The sequence below is a fragment of the Candidatus Pelagibacter sp. HIMB109 genome (assembly GCF_052048155.1).
Taxonomy (GTDB): Bacteria; Pseudomonadota; Alphaproteobacteria; order Pelagibacterales; family Pelagibacteraceae; genus HIMB114.
The window spans coordinates 149,063-167,199 of record NZ_JBNAIK010000001.1; the positions used below are offsets into that span (position 1 = coordinate 149,063).

General features: G+C 32.0%; 19 protein-coding genes. 4 read left to right on the plus strand and 15 right to left on the minus strand.

Going from position 1 to position 18,137, the window contains the following annotated elements:
- Positions 1-6: 6 nt before the first annotated feature.
- From rplS to ffh, 4 genes are read right to left on the minus strand one after another with little or no spacing between them, the layout of a single operon-like run.
- Positions 7-510, minus strand: a complete 504-nt coding sequence (rplS, locus tag ACTTAQ_RS00940; RefSeq protein ID WP_440694738.1) for a 50S ribosomal protein L19 — start codon at positions 508-510, stop codon at positions 7-9.
- Between the two features lie 3 nt (positions 511-513).
- On the minus strand, positions 514-1,209 hold the full coding sequence (gene trmD / locus ACTTAQ_RS00945; RefSeq protein ID WP_440694740.1) for a tRNA (guanosine(37)-N1)-methyltransferase TrmD: 696 nt from the start codon (positions 1,207-1,209) through the stop codon (positions 514-516).
- Between the two features lie 7 nt (positions 1,210-1,216).
- Positions 1,217-1,702 carry a 30S ribosomal protein S16 gene (rpsP, locus tag ACTTAQ_RS00950; RefSeq protein ID WP_440694742.1) on the minus strand — a complete coding sequence of 162 codons (486 nt, stop codon included), beginning with the start codon at positions 1,700-1,702 and terminating at the stop codon, positions 1,217-1,219.
- A gap of 17 nt (positions 1,703-1,719) precedes the next feature.
- Positions 1,720-3,081 carry a signal recognition particle protein gene (gene ffh / locus ACTTAQ_RS00955; protein ID WP_440694744.1) on the minus strand — a complete coding sequence of 454 codons (1,362 nt, stop codon included), beginning with the start codon at positions 3,079-3,081 and terminating at the stop codon, positions 1,720-1,722.
- Between the two features lie 171 nt (positions 3,082-3,252).
- On the opposite strand from ffh, the gene dapF reads away from it, so the two are divergent.
- From dapF to ACTTAQ_RS00975, 4 genes are read left to right on the plus strand one after another with little or no spacing between them, the layout of a single operon-like run.
- On the plus strand, positions 3,253-4,065 hold the full coding sequence (gene dapF / locus ACTTAQ_RS00960; protein ID WP_440694746.1) for a diaminopimelate epimerase: 813 nt from the start codon (positions 3,253-3,255) through the stop codon (positions 4,063-4,065).
- Positions 4,065-5,318, plus strand: a complete 1,254-nt coding sequence (gene mtaB / locus ACTTAQ_RS00965) for a tRNA (N(6)-L-threonylcarbamoyladenosine(37)-C(2))-methylthiotransferase MtaB (protein WP_440694748.1) — start codon at positions 4,065-4,067, stop codon at positions 5,316-5,318. The genes dapF and mtaB overlap by 1 nt, the downstream gene beginning before the upstream one ends.
- 5 nt (positions 5,319-5,323) lie before the next feature.
- Positions 5,324-6,241 (plus strand): signal recognition particle-docking protein FtsY, encoded by a 918-nt coding sequence (gene ftsY / locus ACTTAQ_RS00970; RefSeq protein WP_440679240.1) that lies wholly within the window; start codon positions 5,324-5,326, stop codon positions 6,239-6,241.
- 1 nt (position 6,242) lies between these two features.
- Complete coding sequence (locus ACTTAQ_RS00975) at positions 6,243-6,584, plus strand: tRNA-binding protein (RefSeq protein WP_009373208.1); 342 nt, start codon at positions 6,243-6,245, stop codon at positions 6,582-6,584.
- On the opposite strand, the gene ACTTAQ_RS00980 is transcribed toward ACTTAQ_RS00975, so the two are convergent.
- The 11 genes from ACTTAQ_RS00980 to ACTTAQ_RS01030 form a co-directional block, all read right to left on the minus strand.
- Complete coding sequence (locus tag ACTTAQ_RS00980) at positions 6,574-7,374, minus strand: alpha/beta hydrolase (RefSeq protein ID WP_440694751.1); 801 nt, start codon at positions 7,372-7,374, stop codon at positions 6,574-6,576. The genes ACTTAQ_RS00975 and ACTTAQ_RS00980 overlap by 11 nt on opposite strands.
- Before the next feature lie 2 nt (positions 7,375-7,376).
- Complete coding sequence (locus ACTTAQ_RS00985; RefSeq protein WP_440694753.1) at positions 7,377-8,282, minus strand: DMT family transporter; 906 nt, start codon at positions 8,280-8,282, stop codon at positions 7,377-7,379.
- Positions 8,283-8,291: 9 nt separating this feature from the next.
- On the minus strand, positions 8,292-8,516 hold the full coding sequence (locus tag ACTTAQ_RS00990; protein WP_440679243.1) for a hypothetical protein: 225 nt from the start codon (positions 8,514-8,516) through the stop codon (positions 8,292-8,294).
- Positions 8,509-9,849: an amidase gene (locus ACTTAQ_RS00995; RefSeq protein ID WP_440694755.1), complete on the minus strand. Its 1,341-nt coding sequence runs from the start codon at positions 9,847-9,849 to the stop codon at positions 8,509-8,511. The genes ACTTAQ_RS00990 and ACTTAQ_RS00995 overlap by 8 nt, the downstream gene beginning before the upstream one ends.
- Positions 9,850-9,857: 8 nt before the next feature.
- The gene (locus ACTTAQ_RS01000) at positions 9,858-11,210 is read right to left on the minus strand and encodes a TRAP transporter large permease (RefSeq protein WP_440694984.1); all 1,353 of its coding nucleotides are present in this window, start codon (positions 11,208-11,210) and stop codon (positions 9,858-9,860) included.
- A 10-nt stretch (positions 11,211-11,220) separates the two neighbouring features.
- On the minus strand, positions 11,221-11,805 hold the full coding sequence (locus tag ACTTAQ_RS01005) for a TRAP transporter small permease subunit (protein WP_440694757.1): 585 nt from the start codon (positions 11,803-11,805) through the stop codon (positions 11,221-11,223).
- Between the two features lie 80 nt (positions 11,806-11,885).
- Positions 11,886-13,049 (minus strand): TRAP transporter substrate-binding protein, encoded by a 1,164-nt coding sequence (locus ACTTAQ_RS01010; RefSeq protein ID WP_440694985.1) that lies wholly within the window; start codon positions 13,047-13,049, stop codon positions 11,886-11,888.
- Positions 13,050-13,189: 140 nt separating this feature from the next.
- Entirely contained in the window at positions 13,190-14,146 is a 957-nt protein-coding gene (locus ACTTAQ_RS01015; protein ID WP_440694760.1) for a 2-hydroxyacid dehydrogenase, read from the minus strand.
- A complete protein-coding gene (gene glcF, locus ACTTAQ_RS01020) occupies positions 14,143-15,447 on the minus strand; it encodes a glycolate oxidase subunit GlcF (RefSeq protein ID WP_440694762.1) in 1,305 nt (434 codons plus the stop codon). The genes ACTTAQ_RS01015 and glcF overlap by 4 nt, the downstream gene beginning before the upstream one ends.
- Positions 15,447-16,649 carry an FAD-binding protein gene (locus ACTTAQ_RS01025; RefSeq protein WP_440694764.1) on the minus strand — a complete coding sequence of 401 codons (1,203 nt, stop codon included), beginning with the start codon at positions 16,647-16,649 and terminating at the stop codon, positions 15,447-15,449. Before ACTTAQ_RS01025 ends, glcF begins: the two co-directional genes overlap by 1 nt.
- Positions 16,649-18,136 (minus strand): FAD-linked oxidase C-terminal domain-containing protein, encoded by a 1,488-nt coding sequence (locus ACTTAQ_RS01030; protein WP_440694766.1) that lies wholly within the window; start codon positions 18,134-18,136, stop codon positions 16,649-16,651. The genes ACTTAQ_RS01025 and ACTTAQ_RS01030 overlap by 1 nt, the downstream gene beginning before the upstream one ends.
- Between the last annotated feature and the right edge of the window lies 1 nt (position 18,137).

An 18,137-nucleotide genomic window follows, 5' to 3' on the forward strand; every position in this document is an offset into this window, starting at 1 on the left:
ATAAGATTATTTTTTTTCTTGATTTGTATCTTTAGGATTTTCTGATTTTGTTTCAGTTGGAGTAGATTGCTTTTCTACTTCGTCTTTTATTGAATTTTCGCTAGCTACTTGCTCTATTGTAGCTTCTTGAACTACTTCTATACCTAATTTCTTTTTGATTTTTTCGTTAATACGAGCAGATTTACCACTTCTGTCTCTTAAATAATAAAGTTTGGCTCTTCTTACTTTTCCAGAACGTATCAATTCAACAGAGTCTAGGTTTGGACTATATAATTGGAACACTCTTTCAACACCTTCGCCAAAAGAAACTTTTCTGACTGTGAATGAAGAGTTAATTCCGCCATTTTTCTTAGCTATACAAACTCCTTCAAAAGCCTGAACTCTTTGTCTCTTTCCTTCTACAATTCTAACGTTTACTTTAATTGTGTCTCCAGGAAAAAATTCTGTTATTTTTTTTCCAGCAGAAACTTGTTCTAAATGTTTCTTTTCAATTTCTTCAATTCTATTCATTTTTTAATTTTTATTACTTTTATTACAGTGCTTAGTCCATAAATCTGGTCTAAGGCGCTGAGTTATACTCTGTGATTGATTTAAACGCCAGTCTTTTATTTCCCCGTGATTCCCGGATAATAGAACCTCCGGAACCTCTAAATCTCGCCATTTTCTTGGCTGAGTATATTGAGGATATTCAAGTAAATGATTATTAAAGCTCTCTTCTTTAGTTGAATTTTCATTACCAAGAACACCTGGTAATAATCTTATAACAGCATCAAGCACAACAACTGCAGCACTTTCTCCACCTGAGAGAACATAATCACCAACAGAAATTTCATCAATATTTCTGTGATCCAATACTCTCTGATCAACTCCTTCAAAGTGACCACATAATAAGTTTATTCCTTTCAATTTTGAAAATTCATTGGCAAGTTCTTGATTAAATACTTTGCCCCTTGGAGATAAATAATAAGTTTTATAATCGTTTGAATTTTTCTCTAAACATTCATTAAGCACTTCAGCTTTCAAAACCATGCCGCTACCACCACCAAAAGGTTTATCATCTACTGTGGCATGCTTATCATATGCATAATCACGAATATTTTTAACATTTAATTCCCATATTTTTTTTTCTGAAGCTCTTTGATAAATTCCATGACCAAGAGCTCCAGGAAAAATTTCAGGATACAATGTAAAAATATTAGCTGAGAACATATCTAGTTTATTTTTTATCTTCTTCTTTGCTTTCAGCTTTTGGAGCTTCGGCTGCTTTTTCTTCTTTAGGCGCCTCTGTTTCAGCTTTAGCTTCATTCTCGGGTTGAGCTGGTTCAGCCGGTTTCTCAGCTTCTGCTTTTGCAGCCTCTTCAGCAGCTTTTTTTGCTTCTTCTGCTGCAGCTAATCTTTCTTGAGCTTTCTTTTTTGGTTTAGCTTTAATTGGGTTATTCTTTTGTGATGGCTTAGGGATTACATTCGCTTCACCTAAAAACCTTGCAATACGATCAGATGGCTTTGCACCTTTTTCTAACCAATATTTAATTCTCTCAATATCTAAACTTAATCTTTCTTTTTTATCTTTTGGTAACAGAGGATTAAAAAAGCCAACTTTTTCTATAAATCTTCCATCACGTGGTTTTCTAGAGTCTGCAATTACAATTTTATAAACTGGTCTTTTTTTTGCACCTCCTCTAGACATTCTTATTTTTAACATTGTGTTCCTTTCTTTTTTTATTTTAAGTTATTTAAAAGGTCCGGTGGAATACCATCCAAACCTTGTAAAGCTCCTCTTCCACCTTTTGACATTTTTTTCATAACATTTGTCATCATCTTGTGTTGTTTGAGAAGTTTATTTACCATTGAAATGTCTGTACCAGATCCATTTGCAATTCTTTTTTTTCTTGAGCCTCCAATAATTTTTGGATTATCTCTCTCTTTTTGCGTCATTGATAAAATGATTGCCTCCTGTTTATTTAGTAAGCTTTCATCTAGATTTGATTCATCAATTTGCTTTTTCATCTTTGAAACACCTGGCATCATACTAAGTACTCCGCTCATACCTCCTACTTTCTTCATCTGTCTTATTTGTTGAAGGTATGTATCAAAGGTAAAAGATCCTTTTTTTATATCTTCTTCAATTTTTTCAATTTTTTCTTGCTCTAGATCTTCAGCAACTTTTTCAACTAATGATACAACATCTCCCATGCCAAGGATTCGGTTTGCAATACGATCAGGATGAAAGGCTTCTAGTTGATCAATTTTCTCACCAGTAGCTAAAAATTTAATTGGACATCCTGTTACCGCCTTCATACTTAAAGCAGCACCACCTTTTCCGTCACCATCAATTCTTGTCAGAATAATCGATGATAAATTTACAGTTTTTTGAAATTCTTGAGCGATATTTACTGCGTCTTGACCTGTTAACGAATCTGCAACAAGCACAATTTCATGTGGTTGTATTTCATTTTCAAGCTGTTTTAGCTCCATCATCATCTGTTGATCAATTTGAGTTCTTCCCGCAGTATCAAAAATAACCACATCCTCACCGCTTAAAGAAACTGCATTCAAAGCTCTCTTTGATATTTCAACAGGTAATTGACCCTCAACAATAGGCAATGTTTTAATATCGTTATCATTTCCAAGCACCTGTAATTGCTGTTGAGCTGCTGGACGATAGATATCTAAACTCGTCATTAGAACTTTTTTTGATAATTTTTTTTGTAAAAAATGAGCTAATTTTGCTGTTGAAGTTGTTTTTCCTGAACCTTGTAAACCGACTACTAAAATTTTAATTGGTGGAACATTTCCTAAATTTAGTTCTGACTTCTCGCTACCTAATACTTTAATTAATTCATCATTTACTATTTTGATGATCATCTGGCCGGGGGTTACAGATTTTAAAACTTCTTGGCCGATAATTTTTGGTTTTACATCTTCAATAAATTTTTTAGTAACCGAAAGCGCAACATCAGACTCTAATAAAGCTTGTCTTATTTTTCTAAGACCCTCGTCAGCTTGTTTCTCATCTAGCCTTGTTATCTTGTTAAAAAAGGAAAAGGCCGACTCAATTTTATCTGTTAAACTCTCAAACATAATTTTTCTTTACTTCCAGCAGGTATCGCACTAGTGGGCGAAAACTCGCTGACTAGTGTTGATCTCCCTTATTCAGGGACACCAGAAAAAGACTACCTTTTTCTTGGAAGTGGGCTGAAACTACATAGATATGTTTATAAAGTCAAGAAAACGGTCTAAAACTAAATAATTATGAAATTTAAAGCATTTAAAATGGATGGTTTAGGAAATGATTTCTTAATAATTGATAATAGAAACCAAAAAATCTCTTTAAATCCAGAACAAATTTTAAAGCTTTCTAACAGAGAAAAAGGAATTGGTTTTGATCAGTTAATTTATATAGAAAATTCAACTCAAGCTGATGCTGAAATAAAATATTTTAATTCAGATGGCCAAATGGCAGACGCTTGTGGAAATGGCAACAGATGTATCTCGGATATTTTAATAAAAGAAAAAAATAGAGATAATGTAACATTTAAAGTTAATAACTTTGTACATACCGGATCTAAAAATATTGATAATTTAATTAATGTTATAATGCCAAAACCAAAAATTAAACTATCAGAAATACCAGTCACTAATGATGTACAAAACAATCCTTTTTTAATTGAAATTAATAGTAAAAAATTAAAGGGTCATTTGATAAACGTGGGAAATCCACACATTGTTTTTTTTGAAAAAATATCTGATGAAAAATTAAAAAAAATTGGACCAATAATTGAAAACTTAAAATATTTTCCAAATAGAATAAATGTTACTTTTGCAGATATACAAAATGAAGATAACATAGATATTAATGTGTGGGAAAGAGGAGCTGGCAAAACATTAGCTTGCGGAACTGCAGCATGTGCAACTGCTTATATAGCATCAGATTTAAAACTTACTAAAAATCCAGTTAATATACATTTTCAAAAAGGACACTTGCAGATTAAAATTAATTCTGACAAAACGATGATGATGACTGGCCCAGTATCAGAAAAAAAAGAAATAGAAGTTAGCTTATAATGTTAAGTAAAAATATCATAACTTATGGTTGTCGACTCAATATTTATGAATCTGAAGTTATGCAAAAACATTTAGAGAAAGCAAACCTAAAGAATTATATTTTGTTTAACAGTTGCTCAGTCACAAATGAAGCAAAAAAAAAAGTTATTGACGATATAAGAAAATTTAAAAAAAAGTATCCTAATAAAAAAATAATAGTGACAGGTTGCGCATCTCAAATAGACAGCAAAACTTTTCTTAGCATGAGTGAAGTTGATCATGTAATTGGTAATAAAGAAAAAATGGAGTTTGAAACATTTTTAAAAATTTCAAATGAAAAAATTGCAAATAAAATATCAGATATTATGGAGCTTAAAACGATAGCTCCTCAATTCATTGAAAGTTTTGAAAATCATTCGCGGGCCTTTATACAAATTCAAAATGGCTGTGATCATAGATGCACGTTTTGCACAATTCCTTATGGCAGAGGAAATTCAAGAAGTTTGCCAATTAATAATATTATAGAGCAAATTAAAATACTTAATGAAAAAGGTTTTAATGAAATCATTCTTACTGGTGTTGATTTAACCTCATATGGTCCTGATCTAGATGAAAAAGTAAATTTAGGAAAACTTGTTGAAGCGATCTTAAAAAATAATAAAGAACTAAAAAGACTTAGATTATCATCTTTGGACTCTATAGAAATTGATAGCTTATTATTTGAAATTCTTTCATCAGAAAAAAGGGTTATGCCGCATTTTCATTTATCAATGCAATCAGGTGATAATATGGTTTTAAAAAGAATGAAAAGAAGACATCAAAGAGAGCATGCCATAGACTTTTGTAACAAAATAAAACTAGCACGTCCTGAAGTAATATTTGGAGCAGATTTAATTGCTGGTTTTCCTACAGAAACAGAAGAGATGTTTCATAATACTTTAAAAATTATTGATGAATGTGATTTAACACTCTTACATATTTTTCCTTTTTCTCCAATGGAGAAAGCGCCTGCTTCTAAAATGCCTCAAGTTCCTAAAAATATAATTAAAGAACGGGCAAAAATTCTTAGAGAAAAGGGTCAATTAAAAATGAAAGATAAATTTAAAGATACTGTAGGGAAAACTTTGAATGTGCTTACTGAAAAAAATTCTTTTGGTTACTCAGAAAATTACTTAAAGGTAAAAATATCTAGTAAAAATTCTTTAAAAGAAGGTCAAATCATACCCGCTCAAATCACGGGGTACAACCCTAATCACCTCGAGGCAACAATATAAGTCTAATGCAAATTTTTCAAAAAATTTCTGAGGGATTAAAAAAAACATCAAAAAATTTTGGTAACGGAATTAATGATATTTTTAAAAAATCAAAACCATCAAATGAAATTCTCCAAGATCTTGAGGACTTTATGATTTCTTCAGATATTGGTCTTCCTTTAACTGAAAAAATTATTCAAAATATTAAAAATAAAAAATTTAGTGATGAAGAGTTAAATCAAAAAAATTTTTTAGAAATTTTAACTAATGAAATGCTAGAAATTTTAGAGCCTGTAGAAGAAAATATTTTTAACAAATCAAATGGACTTAAAACAATCTTAGTGTGTGGCGTTAATGGGACTGGAAAAACAACAACTATTGGAAAACTTTGTAAAATTTTAAAAGATAATAATTCTAAGGTAATTGTAGGTGCTGCAGATACTTTTAGAGCAGCTGCAATTGAACAATTAGATAATTGGTGTCAAAAAAATTCTATAGATATAGAAAAGTCTAATCCTGGTACTGATCCAGCTGCAGTTGCTTTTAAAACTTTGGAAAAGGCAAAGCAAAATAATTATGATTACTGTATAATTGATACAGCTGGTAGATTACATAACAAAAAAAATCTTATGGATGAATTTTCAAAAATCATAAGAGTAATGAAAAAAATTGACGAGAACGCACCAGAAAAAACAATTATTGTTCTAGATGCAACTACGGGACAAAATGCTCTTAACCAAATTGAAGAATTTAATAAAATTTCTAAACTCTCTGGTTTAATCATGACTAAATTAGATGGAACAGCTAAAGGCGGTGTTTTACTGTCTATTACTGAAAAATATAAATTACCTATATATGCAATTGGCGTTGGGGAAAAAGTAGATGACCTCCAGCCTTTTGTGGCAAAAGATTTTGTAAAAGCCTTTTTGGCAAAGAATAATTAAAATGAAAAAAGAAATCACATATGAGGACTATGATAAAATTCAAATATGTGTCGGTACAATTTTAGAAGCATCAATTAACGAAAAAGCTAGAAAACCTGCCTACGTTTTAAAAATTGATTTTGGAGAAAAAATTGGAATAAAAACTTCTTCTGCGCAAATTACAAGCTACTATAAAACGAATGAATTAATTAATAAGCAAGTCATGGCAGTTTGTAATTTTCCACCAAGAAATATAGCTGGAATTAATTCAGAAGTTTTAATACTTGGTGCAATAGAAGAGGATGGTAAGGTGGTATTGTTTCATCCGTCTCAAAAAGTGAAGAATGGCTTACCTATCGCTTAGCACTAAGATCTAAAAAACTTTTTAATGCATTAACCATATCTTGATCATAAGCCATCATATGATTATCAAAAGTTGGGAAATATGAATACTTCGGTTCATTAGCATTATCATAGATTTTTTTTCCCATATAGTAAGGGACAAGTGTATCAGCTTTTCCATGTAACACTAAAATAGGAGAATTGATTTTTTTAATTTTTTTTATGGAGTTATAACGGTCTCTTTGAAGAAGACTTACAGGGATAAAGGGATAAAATCTTTTTCCCATATCAACCATAGAAGTATAAGGTGATTCTAATATTACTCCTGAAAAATTATCTTTACTTGCAAGTTCTACCGCAATTCCTGTTCCTAAAGATTCTCCATAGAGAATAATGTCTTTCTTACTAATTCCTTTATTTTGAAGCCATTCAACAGCTTTTTTTGCATCTTGATACAAACCTTTCTCAGTAGGTTTACCGTTATTACCACTAAAACCTCTCCATGAAATAATTAAAAAGTTTACATCAATTTCACTAAATTTATTCAATTTATAAACTCTTGCACTCAGTTCTCCGGCGTTTCCATGAAAAAATAATACAGTTTTTTTATTTTCTGGCTTAAAACTAAACCAAGATCTTAATTCAATGTTTTTTTCTGAAGGAATGAATACTTCTTCATATTCAAATGTAGCAGGGACTGGATCTAAATTTTTAACATTTGGATGATACATAAAAGTTCTTTGAAACAAGAACATAAATAATAAGATTGAAATATAAGATAATAAGCCTAGTAAAAAAAAATATTTTATCATTTTCATTTATGTTTTTTTTTAGCTAAAAATATTCCTAATAAAACCATTAAAGCGCCGTAAAAATGATAATGAACAAGATTTTCTGAAAACAAAACCATTCCATAAATTGATCCATAAATTGGCATCAAATAAACTGTCAGTCCAGCTATTGAAGCACCAACTACCTGTTGCAATTTTGTGTACATCAAAAAAGCAATAATTCCTGGAAATAAAGCAGCGACTAATGAAAACTCTAAATATATCGTATCGAATGTAGTAGGTAAAAAATATAAATGCTCAATAATAAAAAAGGGAGCTAAAATAATTGATCCAATAAAGCTCATTAAGGTAAATCTCTCTATAATACTGAATTTGCTTTTCCAATTTATTAAAAAAATTGAAAATAATGACCACGAAACAGCTGCACCAAAAATCCAAAGATCTCCTGTAGTAAAGTTTAAATTTACAAAATTATTAAAATTACCCTTAAAGATAATAAATGAAACTCCAAACAAACTTAATATAACCCCGCTATATTGGAAAATTTTTAATCTCTCTTTGTAAATATAAGCCGATAACAAAACGATAAAAATTGGAGATAAGGCATAAATAATTGACATATTTGTAACTGTAGTAGTTAACCCCGAAATATAAGGAAGTGCACCACACCCCACATAACCTGTGGATGCCAAAAAAGTAAGTTTCCAGAACTCTTCTTTAAAATATTTTTTTTTCTTAAAAATAGATTGATAAATAAATGGGAATATAATCAAAAAAACTAATAGCCATCTCGAGAAAGCTAAAGAAATTGGGGGAATATTACCTAATGCTCCGCGAGCAATAGCAATGTTGCTCGTCATAAAAATAGGCTGAATAAATAATAACGAAAATTGAAAAAAAGACGAAATGTTCTTTTTTTTATTTTTCAATTTAAAAAATTATTTTTTTTTAAGAAATTTTTTTGCCATTGCGTCAGCAACATGAATATCAAAAATCTCTAAAACTTCGATCATCATCATAAAAATTGCAGCACCCATGATTATCCATACTGGCAAAATATCAAAAAAAGTAATCATGTTCGAGGCATTCAAAGTAATGGTTACGCCCAATAAAAAAATTATTGTTAAACCTGTTCCTAGAATTGCTGCTATTTTATTAATCATTACTATCCCCTTTTACTTTATTAATTAACCAATTGGAAGTTCTCAATAGCCTTGAATCGTCAAACTTTTCTCCAACAATTTGAATTCCTAGTGGCATTCCATTTTCTCCCTCGAGTAAAGGTAAAGATAAAGCGGGCATACCCAGATAAGTCCAGATAGTACAAAATTCTGGACTACCAGTTTGTTTCAAAGTTTTTGGTGCAACACCTGTAGTAGCTGGCGTTAAAACTGCATGATAGTCTTGAAATGTTTCTTGAAACAATTTGTAGAAATAATCTCTATTCTCACAAGCCTCAACATACTCACTGGATTTATATTTTAATCCTCTTTCAATTGCCTCAACTAGTTTTTTTCCTAATTTGTTTTTAGATTTTTTATAATAGTCTGAAAATGCATAAGCCATGTCTGTTTCATGAATGATTTGATGATATTTAAAAATATCTTCAAAATATGAGGGAGCATCAACAATTTCTATATTTTTTTTATATTTTTTTAAAAATGCTTCAAAACTTTTTACTGCATCTTTATCCATATTTTTCCATTTTGAAGTTTTAATAAAAACAAAATTTGGATCAAACGGAGGTTCTTCTTTACAAACTTCAGTAATACCAGAAATTGAATAAGGTATAGTTGATGTGTCATTTAAATCATGTCTAACTATCTCTTTTGTAATCAAAGCGATATCTTCGATGTGTCTGGCAAAAACTCCAACATGATCTAATAAATGAGACTGTTTTAAAACTCCGTTTCTTGATACCAAACCATAAGTAGGTTTGTAGCCTATAACTCCGCAATATGATGCTGGACGAAGAACTGAGCCATTTGTCTGTGAACCGATAGCAACTGGACACATGTATGATGCAACTGCAGCAGCTGAACCGCTGGATGATCCACCCGGAGTTCTTTGTTCATCATGAGGGTTAGTTGTTTTTCCTGGATCAAAATATGCAAACTCAGCAGTTACTGTCTTACCCATAATTAGAGCACCAGAGTTTCTTAAAAAGCTTACTACTGACGCATCATTTTTAGTATGAACTCCTGAAACTAAATTAGTTCCACACCTTGTCGGCATATCGTTTGTGCCAAAAATATCCTTAACTCCAATTGGTAGACCATGAAGAGGTCCAATTGGTCTTCCAATATTTTTATAATCATCGGCTTCACTAGCTTTATGTAAAATAAAATCTTTATCGAAATGTTCCCAAGCTTTTACAGTTTCTTCAAATTCACCAATTCTATTTGCAAAACTTTCTAAAACTTGTTCTGATTTTAAGTCACCAGACTGTAACCCTTTTGCAATCTCAGTTGCTGATAAAAAACAAAGGTCTTTCATAAATTAAATTAGGCTGGGCCAAATAATGCTGTCGGTAGCCATAATGCTAAACCTGGGAAGTTATACATAATAATCATAGCCAAAATTACGATCGCTAAGAAAGGCATAATACCTTTAAATATATCCATTAATTCAACATTACTTTTTTGAACACCTTTTAAATAATATGCCGACATTGCCATCGGGGGAGTCAAAAACGAGGTTTGCAAATTTAAAGCAATTAACATTGCAAAGAAATATGGATTTACTCCAAAGGTTTCTAGTAAAGGTAAGAAAATTGGTACAAAAATAATTAAAATTTCAGTCCATTCTAATGGCCAACCCAATAAGAAAATAATAATTTGAGTTATCACCAAAAACTGCCAAGGTTCTAAATCCATTGATTTAAAAAAATGTTCAAAAATCTCATGACCACCTAAATAAGAAAACACTGATGCAAAAGTCCAAGAACCGATAAATAACCACATAATCATCGCTGACGTTTTTGCAGTTAAGAAAACTGATTCTTTAAAAGACTGCCATTTTAAAGTTTTATAAAAATAAGCCATGACTAAAGAACCAAAAGCTCCAACCGCTGCAGCTTCAGCTGGCGTTGCAATTCCTGCAAGGATAGTACCTAGGACTAAAAGTATTAAAGTAAATAAAGGTAAAAATGATACAACAACTTCTTTTGCAATTACATTTCCAGGGGGTATCTCTTCTGCTTTTGGTTTTGGAGCTAATTCTGGTTTCCACATCGCTAAGCCTATTGCGTAAATAATATATAAAGTTGCCAGCAATAATCCTGGTAACATTGCAGCAGCAAATAATCTAAGTGGAGATAATTGTGCAATTACTGCGTAAACAATAAGCATGATACTTGGAGGTATCAAAATTCCAAGGCAGCCACCTGAGCATATCACTCCTGAAGCAAATTTTTTGTCATAACCTGCTTTAATCATCGCAGGCCATGCAAGTAGACCCATCAAAGTAACAACTGCACCAATAATTCCTGTTGCAGTGGAAAATAATGCGCAGGTAATTAATGCAGCAACAGCCATTGATGCAGGTAACCTATGAGAGGCTAATCGAATGGCAAAAAATAACTTTGCTACAATTCCAGCTCTTTCTACTAAATAACCCATAAATAAAAATAGCGGGACCGCTGTAAGCACGTGATTGTCCATCACTGAATATGTATTTTGAACAACAAGATCAAAAATCCTGTTATCAAATATGCTTTCCATTGTTTCTGGATTCCAATAAGCAAAATAACCAAACCCAACACCCATTGCTAAAAGCGTAAAAGCAATTGGGAATCCAAGCAAAACAAAGAACAAGAAAATGCACATCATAAATAGTGCTGTTTCTGGATTTGTCATTCCAAACATTTTATAATCCTTCTTTCTCTCTTGCTTCTCGCATTAATTTTTGTTCAGTCTCTAAAACGTCATCTTGTCTTTCTGGCCACTCTCCAGTTTTAATTGCAATCACACATCTCATTACTTCGCTAATACCTTGATTAATAAGAATAAAACCTGCAATAGGAATTAAGGTTTTAATCATATAAATCTGAATTTGAGCTGGACTATTCCAGCTTGTTTCTTTTGATTGCCAAGCATTACCCGCATAATCAATTCCAGAAAACGCTAAGGCACAAATACCTGGAAAATAAAAAAGAAAATATAAAACCAAATCTATTTTTGCCTGAGTAGGAATTGAGAATAATCTATAAATTACATCTCCTCTCACATGCGCATCACACGATAATGTATAAGCACCTGCCATTAAAAATAAAGCACCATACATTTGTAAACTAAAATCAAAATTCCAGAGAGTTGGGGCATTAAAAATATACGCCATGGTTACTTCGTAAACAGTTCCTAGACATAAAATTACAATGCACCATGCAAAACCTTTGCCAACCCATCGGCTTAGACTTTCTGCAAACTTGATGTAATTATTTACGAAATCCACGACGCTTTTTATATTTATAATTAGAGTTTTGCTATAAAAAAAAAGGGCCTCAATAGAGGCCCTTTTTAAATTAGATCAAACTAAATTTTAACTTTAGATGGATCTCCAAAGGCTCTAGTATAAGCCAGTCTGTAATTAGGCTGGTTCATGAATAGATACTTCATTACTTTTTTAGCATATGCTTGTTGTGATCTCACGATCTCATCAAACAATGGATCTTTTCTAAAGTCCTTCATAACTACATCCCAAGCTGCTAATTGAGCATCTAAGATTTCATCAGTAGTTTGATGCACATTAACCCCAGACTCCTTCATAAGTCTTCCAAGGTCAGTTGAGTATCTCACTAATGCCATAAAGTAGTTAGAAGTGTTTGCAGCTTCAGCAGCATGCTTAATTATAGCTTGGTGTTGTGGTGACAAGCTATTGTACTTCTTCTTATTGAACTGCATTTCAAACATCTCTTGAGATTGGTGGAAGCTTCCTAAGTGATAATGCTTAGAAACATCTTGCATACCAAAGTCTCTATCAGATGTTGGGTTATTAAACTCAGCAGCATCAATCAAACCAGTTTTCATTGCTGGTTGAATTTCACCACCTGGTAACTGTCTTACAACCATTCCCATTTTTTGAAGAACGTTTGTAGCTAGTCCAACTGTTCTGTACTTAAGACCTTTAACCTGAGAAACTTTTGTAGTGTGTTTCTTAAACCAACCAAAAGGCTGAGCAGGCATAGGCATAGCGAAGAAACCTACAACATCAAGACCAATTTTCTTTAAAGTCTTTTCGTATAAAGCTCTTCCGCCACCTTCTTCAATCCATCCCATTAATTCTTGAGATGAGAATCCATAAGAAGGACCAGTACCAAATAAAGAAGCAGCAGCGTTTTTACCGTACCAGTATGCTGTCACTGAGTGAGAAGCGTCTACTACACCTTTAGAAACACCATCTGCAATTTCTTTAGTTTTTAAAACTGCACCAACAGGCAAAACTTCCAATTGTAGTGAACCACCACCCATAGCATTTACTCTGTCTCCATATTGCTTCGCCATCTCTAAAAAGATACCGCCGCCCCATGCAGCTTGCATTTTCAGTTTCACAGTTTTTCCGTGTGAACCTGACCAAGCACCAACGTTAGGCATTGCGACAGCTGCTGCTGTAGCACCCGTAACTGCTGCTGCTTTTTTGAAAAATTTACGTCTTGAATTTGACGTAACGTTTTTTTTTGACATGTGTTTTTCTCCCATGTTAGTTAAATTTAACATCGGCAATTTAGCTTAAACAATCATAAATTGTCTATCTAAATAGTTAGTTAAACAAGCGACAAATATTGCAAATGCAAAGTTAAAACAAAAAATTTAAGGAATATTAAACAACCTACGGTTGACTAGTTTACTTTATCTTTTGGTTTGGAATTTTTGTTAAGCAAGGCATCTAAATTGTCAATTGCTCTGTCACCCATTGCAATTCTAGTTTTTTTTGTTGCGCTTCCTAAGTGAGGTAACAAAAATAGATTATCTAAATCCAAATATTTTTTATTTATCTTTGGCTCACCTCTGTAAACATCTAGACCTAAAGCAAATACTTTTCCACTTTTCATCGCTTTAATCATTGCATCATCATCAATTACTTCTCCGCGAGCCGCATTTGCTATGACAACTCTATCAGGAAAATTTTTAATTGTTTCTTCATTAATTAAATTTTCTGTATCTTTTGAACCTGGACAATTAATTGATAAGAATTCACTATTTTTAAATAAATCGTTTATGTCTTTATGATAAATTGCGCCCTCTTCTAGATCTGAACTTAACTGATTTCTATTATGATAATGAATTTCCATATCAAAAGCTCTAGCTCGTTTTGCAACAGCTCTCCCAACTTTTCCCATACCTAAAATTCCTAATTTTTTTCCAGTCATTTGTTTTCCAATTAAATAATCACTTGACCATAACCAATTCTCTTTTTCAGCGGCTTTTCTTCCCTCATAAGCTCTTCGGGAAGCACCAAGTAATAATAAGATTGAAATGTCCGCTGTAGCATCTGTTAAAACCTCAGGTGTATTTGTAACTACTATTCCTCTTTTTTTTGCTGCTTCGACATCAATGTTTCCATAACCAACTGCGTAATTAGAGATTATTTTTACACTATCTGGCAGGTTCATAATTGTATTTTTATTTAGTGGTGTTGTAATAAATGAAAGAATGCCGTCACAGTCTTTGCTAAGCTCTATTATTTCTTTTGATGAGTATAATTGATCCTTTTCATTCAATTTTACATCAAACAAATTTTTAATTCTCTCATCATTTTCCTTTAATAGTTTTCTTGTAACTAAAATTTTTTTCATATATTCCCTAGCCCTTCTGGTTTTTTTCCGCCAGTAAACCAATCAATTAATTCAATCGTGTGAACGATTGGGATGTCTATACCTTTTTCTATTTGAGTAATACATCCAACATTTCCAGCAGCAATTAAATCTGGTTTAATCTTTTTGATATTTTCACATTTTCTTTTTAATAATTCTGAAGCCATTTCTTCTTGCATTAAATTATATGTACCAGCAGAACCGCAGCATAAATGTCCATCAGGAACTTCTAAAATATTATTACCGGTCATTTTTAAAAGTTCTATAGGTTGACTGTGTACTTTTTGACCATGTTGCATAGAGCATGCGGAATGGTAAGCAATATTATATCTTTTTGAATTATTTGTTCTTGTGAAATCAAGTTTTATCGATTCTTCTAAATACTCTGTTATATCTAAGGCAATTTCACTAACCTCTTTTGCCTTTTTTCTAAGCGATTTATCTGAGTGATTTTTGAAAATAAAACCATAATCTTTAATTGTTGTTCCACAACCAGATGTGTTTACTAAAATTGCGTCTATTTTTTCTTTTTCAATTAATTTGTGCCAAGCATTAATATTTTCTATAAAATATTGATGTGAAACTTCTTCTTTACCCATGTGATGGGTCAATGATCCACAACATTTTATTTCTTTCAAAACATGAACTTCAATTCCATGTCTCAAAAGAACATTTATTGATGAATCATTAATGTTGGGTGAAATTGCCTTTTGAACACATCCAGTTAACAATGCTACTTTTGAAATAGACTTTTTACTAGGCTTAAATACAATATTATCTGGATATTCTGATTTCGGAAAAGATTGAGGCATAAAAGAAATCATATGCTTTAATTTTTTTGGCAAGGCTGAATGAACAGGTTTTGTAAATATTGCTATGATTCCTAAAAATTTAAATAATTTCGGCCTAGGTAATACAAAGGCTAATAGGTTCCTTAACAACCTTTCAAATAATGGTCTTTTATAAGTTCTCTCAATGTGATTTCTGCCATGATCAACGAGATGTAAGTAATCTACGCCCGATGGACAAGTCGTGACACAAGCATAACAAGACAAACAACGATCTATATGTTTTACTATTTTTTCGTTTGCTGGCTTGTTGTTCTCAAGCATATCTTTAATCATATAAATTCTACCTCTAGGGCCATCTAGTTCATCCCCTAATACTTGATAAGTTGGACAAGTTGCATTGCACATTCCACAATGAACACATTTTCTAAAAATTTTTTCTGAATTTTGTATTTCAGGATCGAGAAGTTGATCTTTTTTAAAATTAGTTTGCATTAAATTCCTGCGTACATTTTGTTAGGGTTCAGTATACCTTTAGGATCAAAACTTTCTTTTAATTTTTTTGATAAAATTTTTATATTGGAGTCTGAATTAGTCAAAAACTCCTCGCTTTTTCTAAAGTTATCATTTGCTTTTAACACTGTTAGGTGGCCATCATGTTTTAAACAGAAAATTTTCATTTTATCTAAATCACTTTGATTTTCTAAAGAACACCAAGCAATATTGCCGCCCCAGTCTAAAAAATACTTAAAATTAGTTTTTTCAAAGAATTTTAAAAAATTAACCATGTTAGTAATTGGTAAAGAAATTTTACATACAAACTCTTTAGAATTAGCATATCCCTCAAAATTTTTAATTTCTCTCCAAAAAATTGAAGTTTGATAAGTATCAAGCATTGAAGTTGCTTTGTCTTTAAACATTTTATTCAAACTTTGCATCCTCTCAATCACAGAAGCCTTTGGCCCTTGAATTCTCAAGCCTAAAACAGATGTATCTTTTTTTACATCATTTAGAGTCAAAAAAGATGCATTTGCTGCAGGAAAAAAACATGCGCCAGAAATTTCTAGAGAAGAGTCTAATGCTATTCTAAAAATTTCAATAGCTTCTACATAATCTATGTCATTTACTAAAAATGTTTCTTCAAATTCAGGTAGTGGTGACACTTTTAGATTTATTTCCGTAATTGCGCACAATGTGCCATAAGCACCGCTTATAATCTTGCTTAAATCATAACCAGTAACATTTTTTACAACAGTTCCACCGGATTTTACTTTTCCGCCTGAGCCATTTACTGATTTAAAACCTAGCACATGATCTCTTAGTGCTCCATTTTTAAACCTGCCAGGACCAGAAAGGTTGCATGAAACTACTCCTCCAATACTTCCTGGGTTTGATTTTCCATCATAAAGATAACCTAAATCATTTGGCTCAAAACCAAAAAACTGATTTTTTTGTTTAAGCGTAGTCTCTATTTCTGAGAGAGATGTTCCAGGCAAAACCTTTATGTATAATTCTTCTGGAAAATACTCCAGAATACCAGACATACTACTCAGACTTAGAGTTTGGGATGATTGAATAAGTCTTCCAATTTTTTTTGATCCATGCCCAACAATTTCGATCGGGTTACTTTTATTATAATTATCAAAAATAAAATCTGAAACATCTTGTTCAGTTTTAGGATAAAAAATATCTGGCATTAAAACCTTGGTAAATCTGGAAACTTATCTTTACCTTTATGTATATGCATTCTTCCACCTTCTGCACATCTATGAAGAATTGGAAATACTTTTCCTGGATTTAAAAGGTTATCTGAATCAAATGCATTTTTAATATTAAGCTGTTGTTGAATATCATTATCATTAAACATCTCACACATTAATTCTCTTTTTTCTACTCCAATACCGTGTTCTCCGGATAAGACTCCGCCAACCTTTACACAATATTTTAAAATATCAGCTCCAAAGTCTTCTGCTTTTTTCATTTCAACGGGATCATTAGAGTCAAACATAATTAGTGGGTGCAAATTTCCATCTCCAGCATGAAAACAGTTTGCTACGTCTAATTTATGTTTTTTAGATAGTTTGCTAATATAACTTAATACATCGGCTAATTTATTTCTAGGTATGGAACCATCCATACAGATATAGTCAGGAGCTAGTACTCCACAAGCCGTGAATGCAGCTTTTCTTCCTTTCCAAAATCTCATTCTTTCTTCATCGCTATTACTTGCTCTGTTGTAAGAAGCTTTATTCATTTTTGCGATATCTAAAACTTTATCAATTAATGTATCAACTTCACTAGTTGTTCCATCTAATTCAACAATCAGTAAAGCTTCTACATCTCTTGGATACCCAGCTTTAGCATAATTATCTGTTGCAATAATTAGTGGCTTGTCCATGATTTCCATTCCAGCTGGAACTATGCCTTTTGCAATAATATCTGCAACGCAGTTTCCAGAATCTTCAATACTATCAAATCCAATCAAGACAGCTCTTACAGATTCTGGTTTTTTTAATATTCTAACAGTCACCTCAGTCACAACACCTAGCAAGCCTTCAGATCCTGTGACAAGACCTAAAAAATCATAACCTTCTGAATCAAGATGCTTTCCACCAAGTTTTAAAACAGTCCCATCCATTAATACCATTTCAACACCCATTAAATTATTTGTTGTCGTACCGTATTTTAATGAATGAACCCCACCAGAGTTTTCTGCAACATTGCCTCCAATAGAACAGGCTAATTGGCTTGATGGATCAGGAGCATAATAAAAATCTCTATGTTGAACAGCTTGAGTAATCGCTAGATTAGCTACACATGGTTGTGCTACGACACACCTATTATCAAAATCGGTTTCTAATATTTTATTGAACTTTCCCATTCCCATCAAAATACAATCGGCAAGAGGAATTGATCCACCTGATAAACCAGTACCTGCACCTCTTGGAACAACTTTAATTTTTTTATTATGACAATATTTTAAAATTTTGGAAACTTGCTCAGTTGTTTCTGGCAAAACTACTGCGATAGGTTTTTGTCTGTAGACAGACAAACCATCAGTTTCATAAGGTTTAATTTCTTCGTCTGAATGAATAATATTCTTAGTAATTTTAAATAAATCTTGGACAATATTTTTTTTATCTTGAATAATTGTTGTGTCTGCTTCAGGTAATTTTAATGGCATA

Bases quoted from the DNA above. Each gene is read 5' to 3' on its own strand.
- rplS (WP_440694738.1), bottom strand. From the start codon at position 510: ATGAATAGAATTGAAGAAATTGAAAAGAAACATTTAGAACAAGTTTCT.
- trmD (WP_440694740.1), bottom strand. From the start codon at position 1,209: ATGTTCTCAGCTAATATTTTTACATTGTATCCTGAAATTTTTCCTGGA.
- rpsP (WP_440694742.1), bottom strand. From the start codon at position 1,702: ATGTTAAAAATAAGAATGTCTAGAGGAGGTGCAAAAAAAAGACCAGTT.
- ffh (WP_440694744.1), bottom strand. From the start codon at position 3,081: ATGTTTGAGAGTTTAACAGATAAAATTGAGTCGGCCTTTTCCTTTTTT.
- dapF (WP_440694746.1), top strand. From the start codon at position 3,253: ATGAAATTTAAAGCATTTAAAATGGATGGTTTAGGAAATGATTTCTTA.
- mtaB (WP_440694748.1), top strand. From the start codon at position 4,065: ATGTTAAGTAAAAATATCATAACTTATGGTTGTCGACTCAATATTTAT.
- ftsY (WP_440679240.1), top strand. From the start codon at position 5,324: ATGCAAATTTTTCAAAAAATTTCTGAGGGATTAAAAAAAACATCAAAA.
- ACTTAQ_RS00975 (WP_009373208.1), top strand. From the start codon at position 6,243: ATGAAAAAAGAAATCACATATGAGGACTATGATAAAATTCAAATATGT.
- ACTTAQ_RS00980 (WP_440694751.1), bottom strand. From the start codon at position 7,374: ATGATAAAATATTTTTTTTTACTAGGCTTATTATCTTATATTTCAATC.
- ACTTAQ_RS00990 (WP_440679243.1), bottom strand. From the start codon at position 8,516: ATGATTAATAAAATAGCAGCAATTCTAGGAACAGGTTTAACAATAATT.
- ACTTAQ_RS00995 (WP_440694755.1), bottom strand. From the start codon at position 9,849: ATGAAAGACCTTTGTTTTTTATCAGCAACTGAGATTGCAAAAGGGTTA.
- ACTTAQ_RS01000 (WP_440694984.1), bottom strand. From the start codon at position 11,210: ATGACAAATCCAGAAACAGCACTATTTATGATGTGCATTTTCTTGTTC.
- ACTTAQ_RS01010 (WP_440694985.1), bottom strand. From the start codon at position 13,049: ATGGGAGAAAAACACATGTCAAAAAAAAACGTTACGTCAAATTCAAGA.
- ACTTAQ_RS01015 (WP_440694760.1), bottom strand. From the start codon at position 14,146: ATGAAAAAAATTTTAGTTACAAGAAAACTATTAAAGGAAAATGATGAG.
- glcF (WP_440694762.1), bottom strand. From the start codon at position 15,447: ATGCAAACTAATTTTAAAAAAGATCAACTTCTCGATCCTGAAATACAA.
- ACTTAQ_RS01025 (WP_440694764.1), bottom strand. From the start codon at position 16,649: ATGCCAGATATTTTTTATCCTAAAACTGAACAAGATGTTTCAGATTTT.
- ACTTAQ_RS01030 (WP_440694766.1), bottom strand. From the start codon at position 18,136: ATGCCATTAAAATTACCTGAAGCAGACACAACAATTATTCAAGATAAA.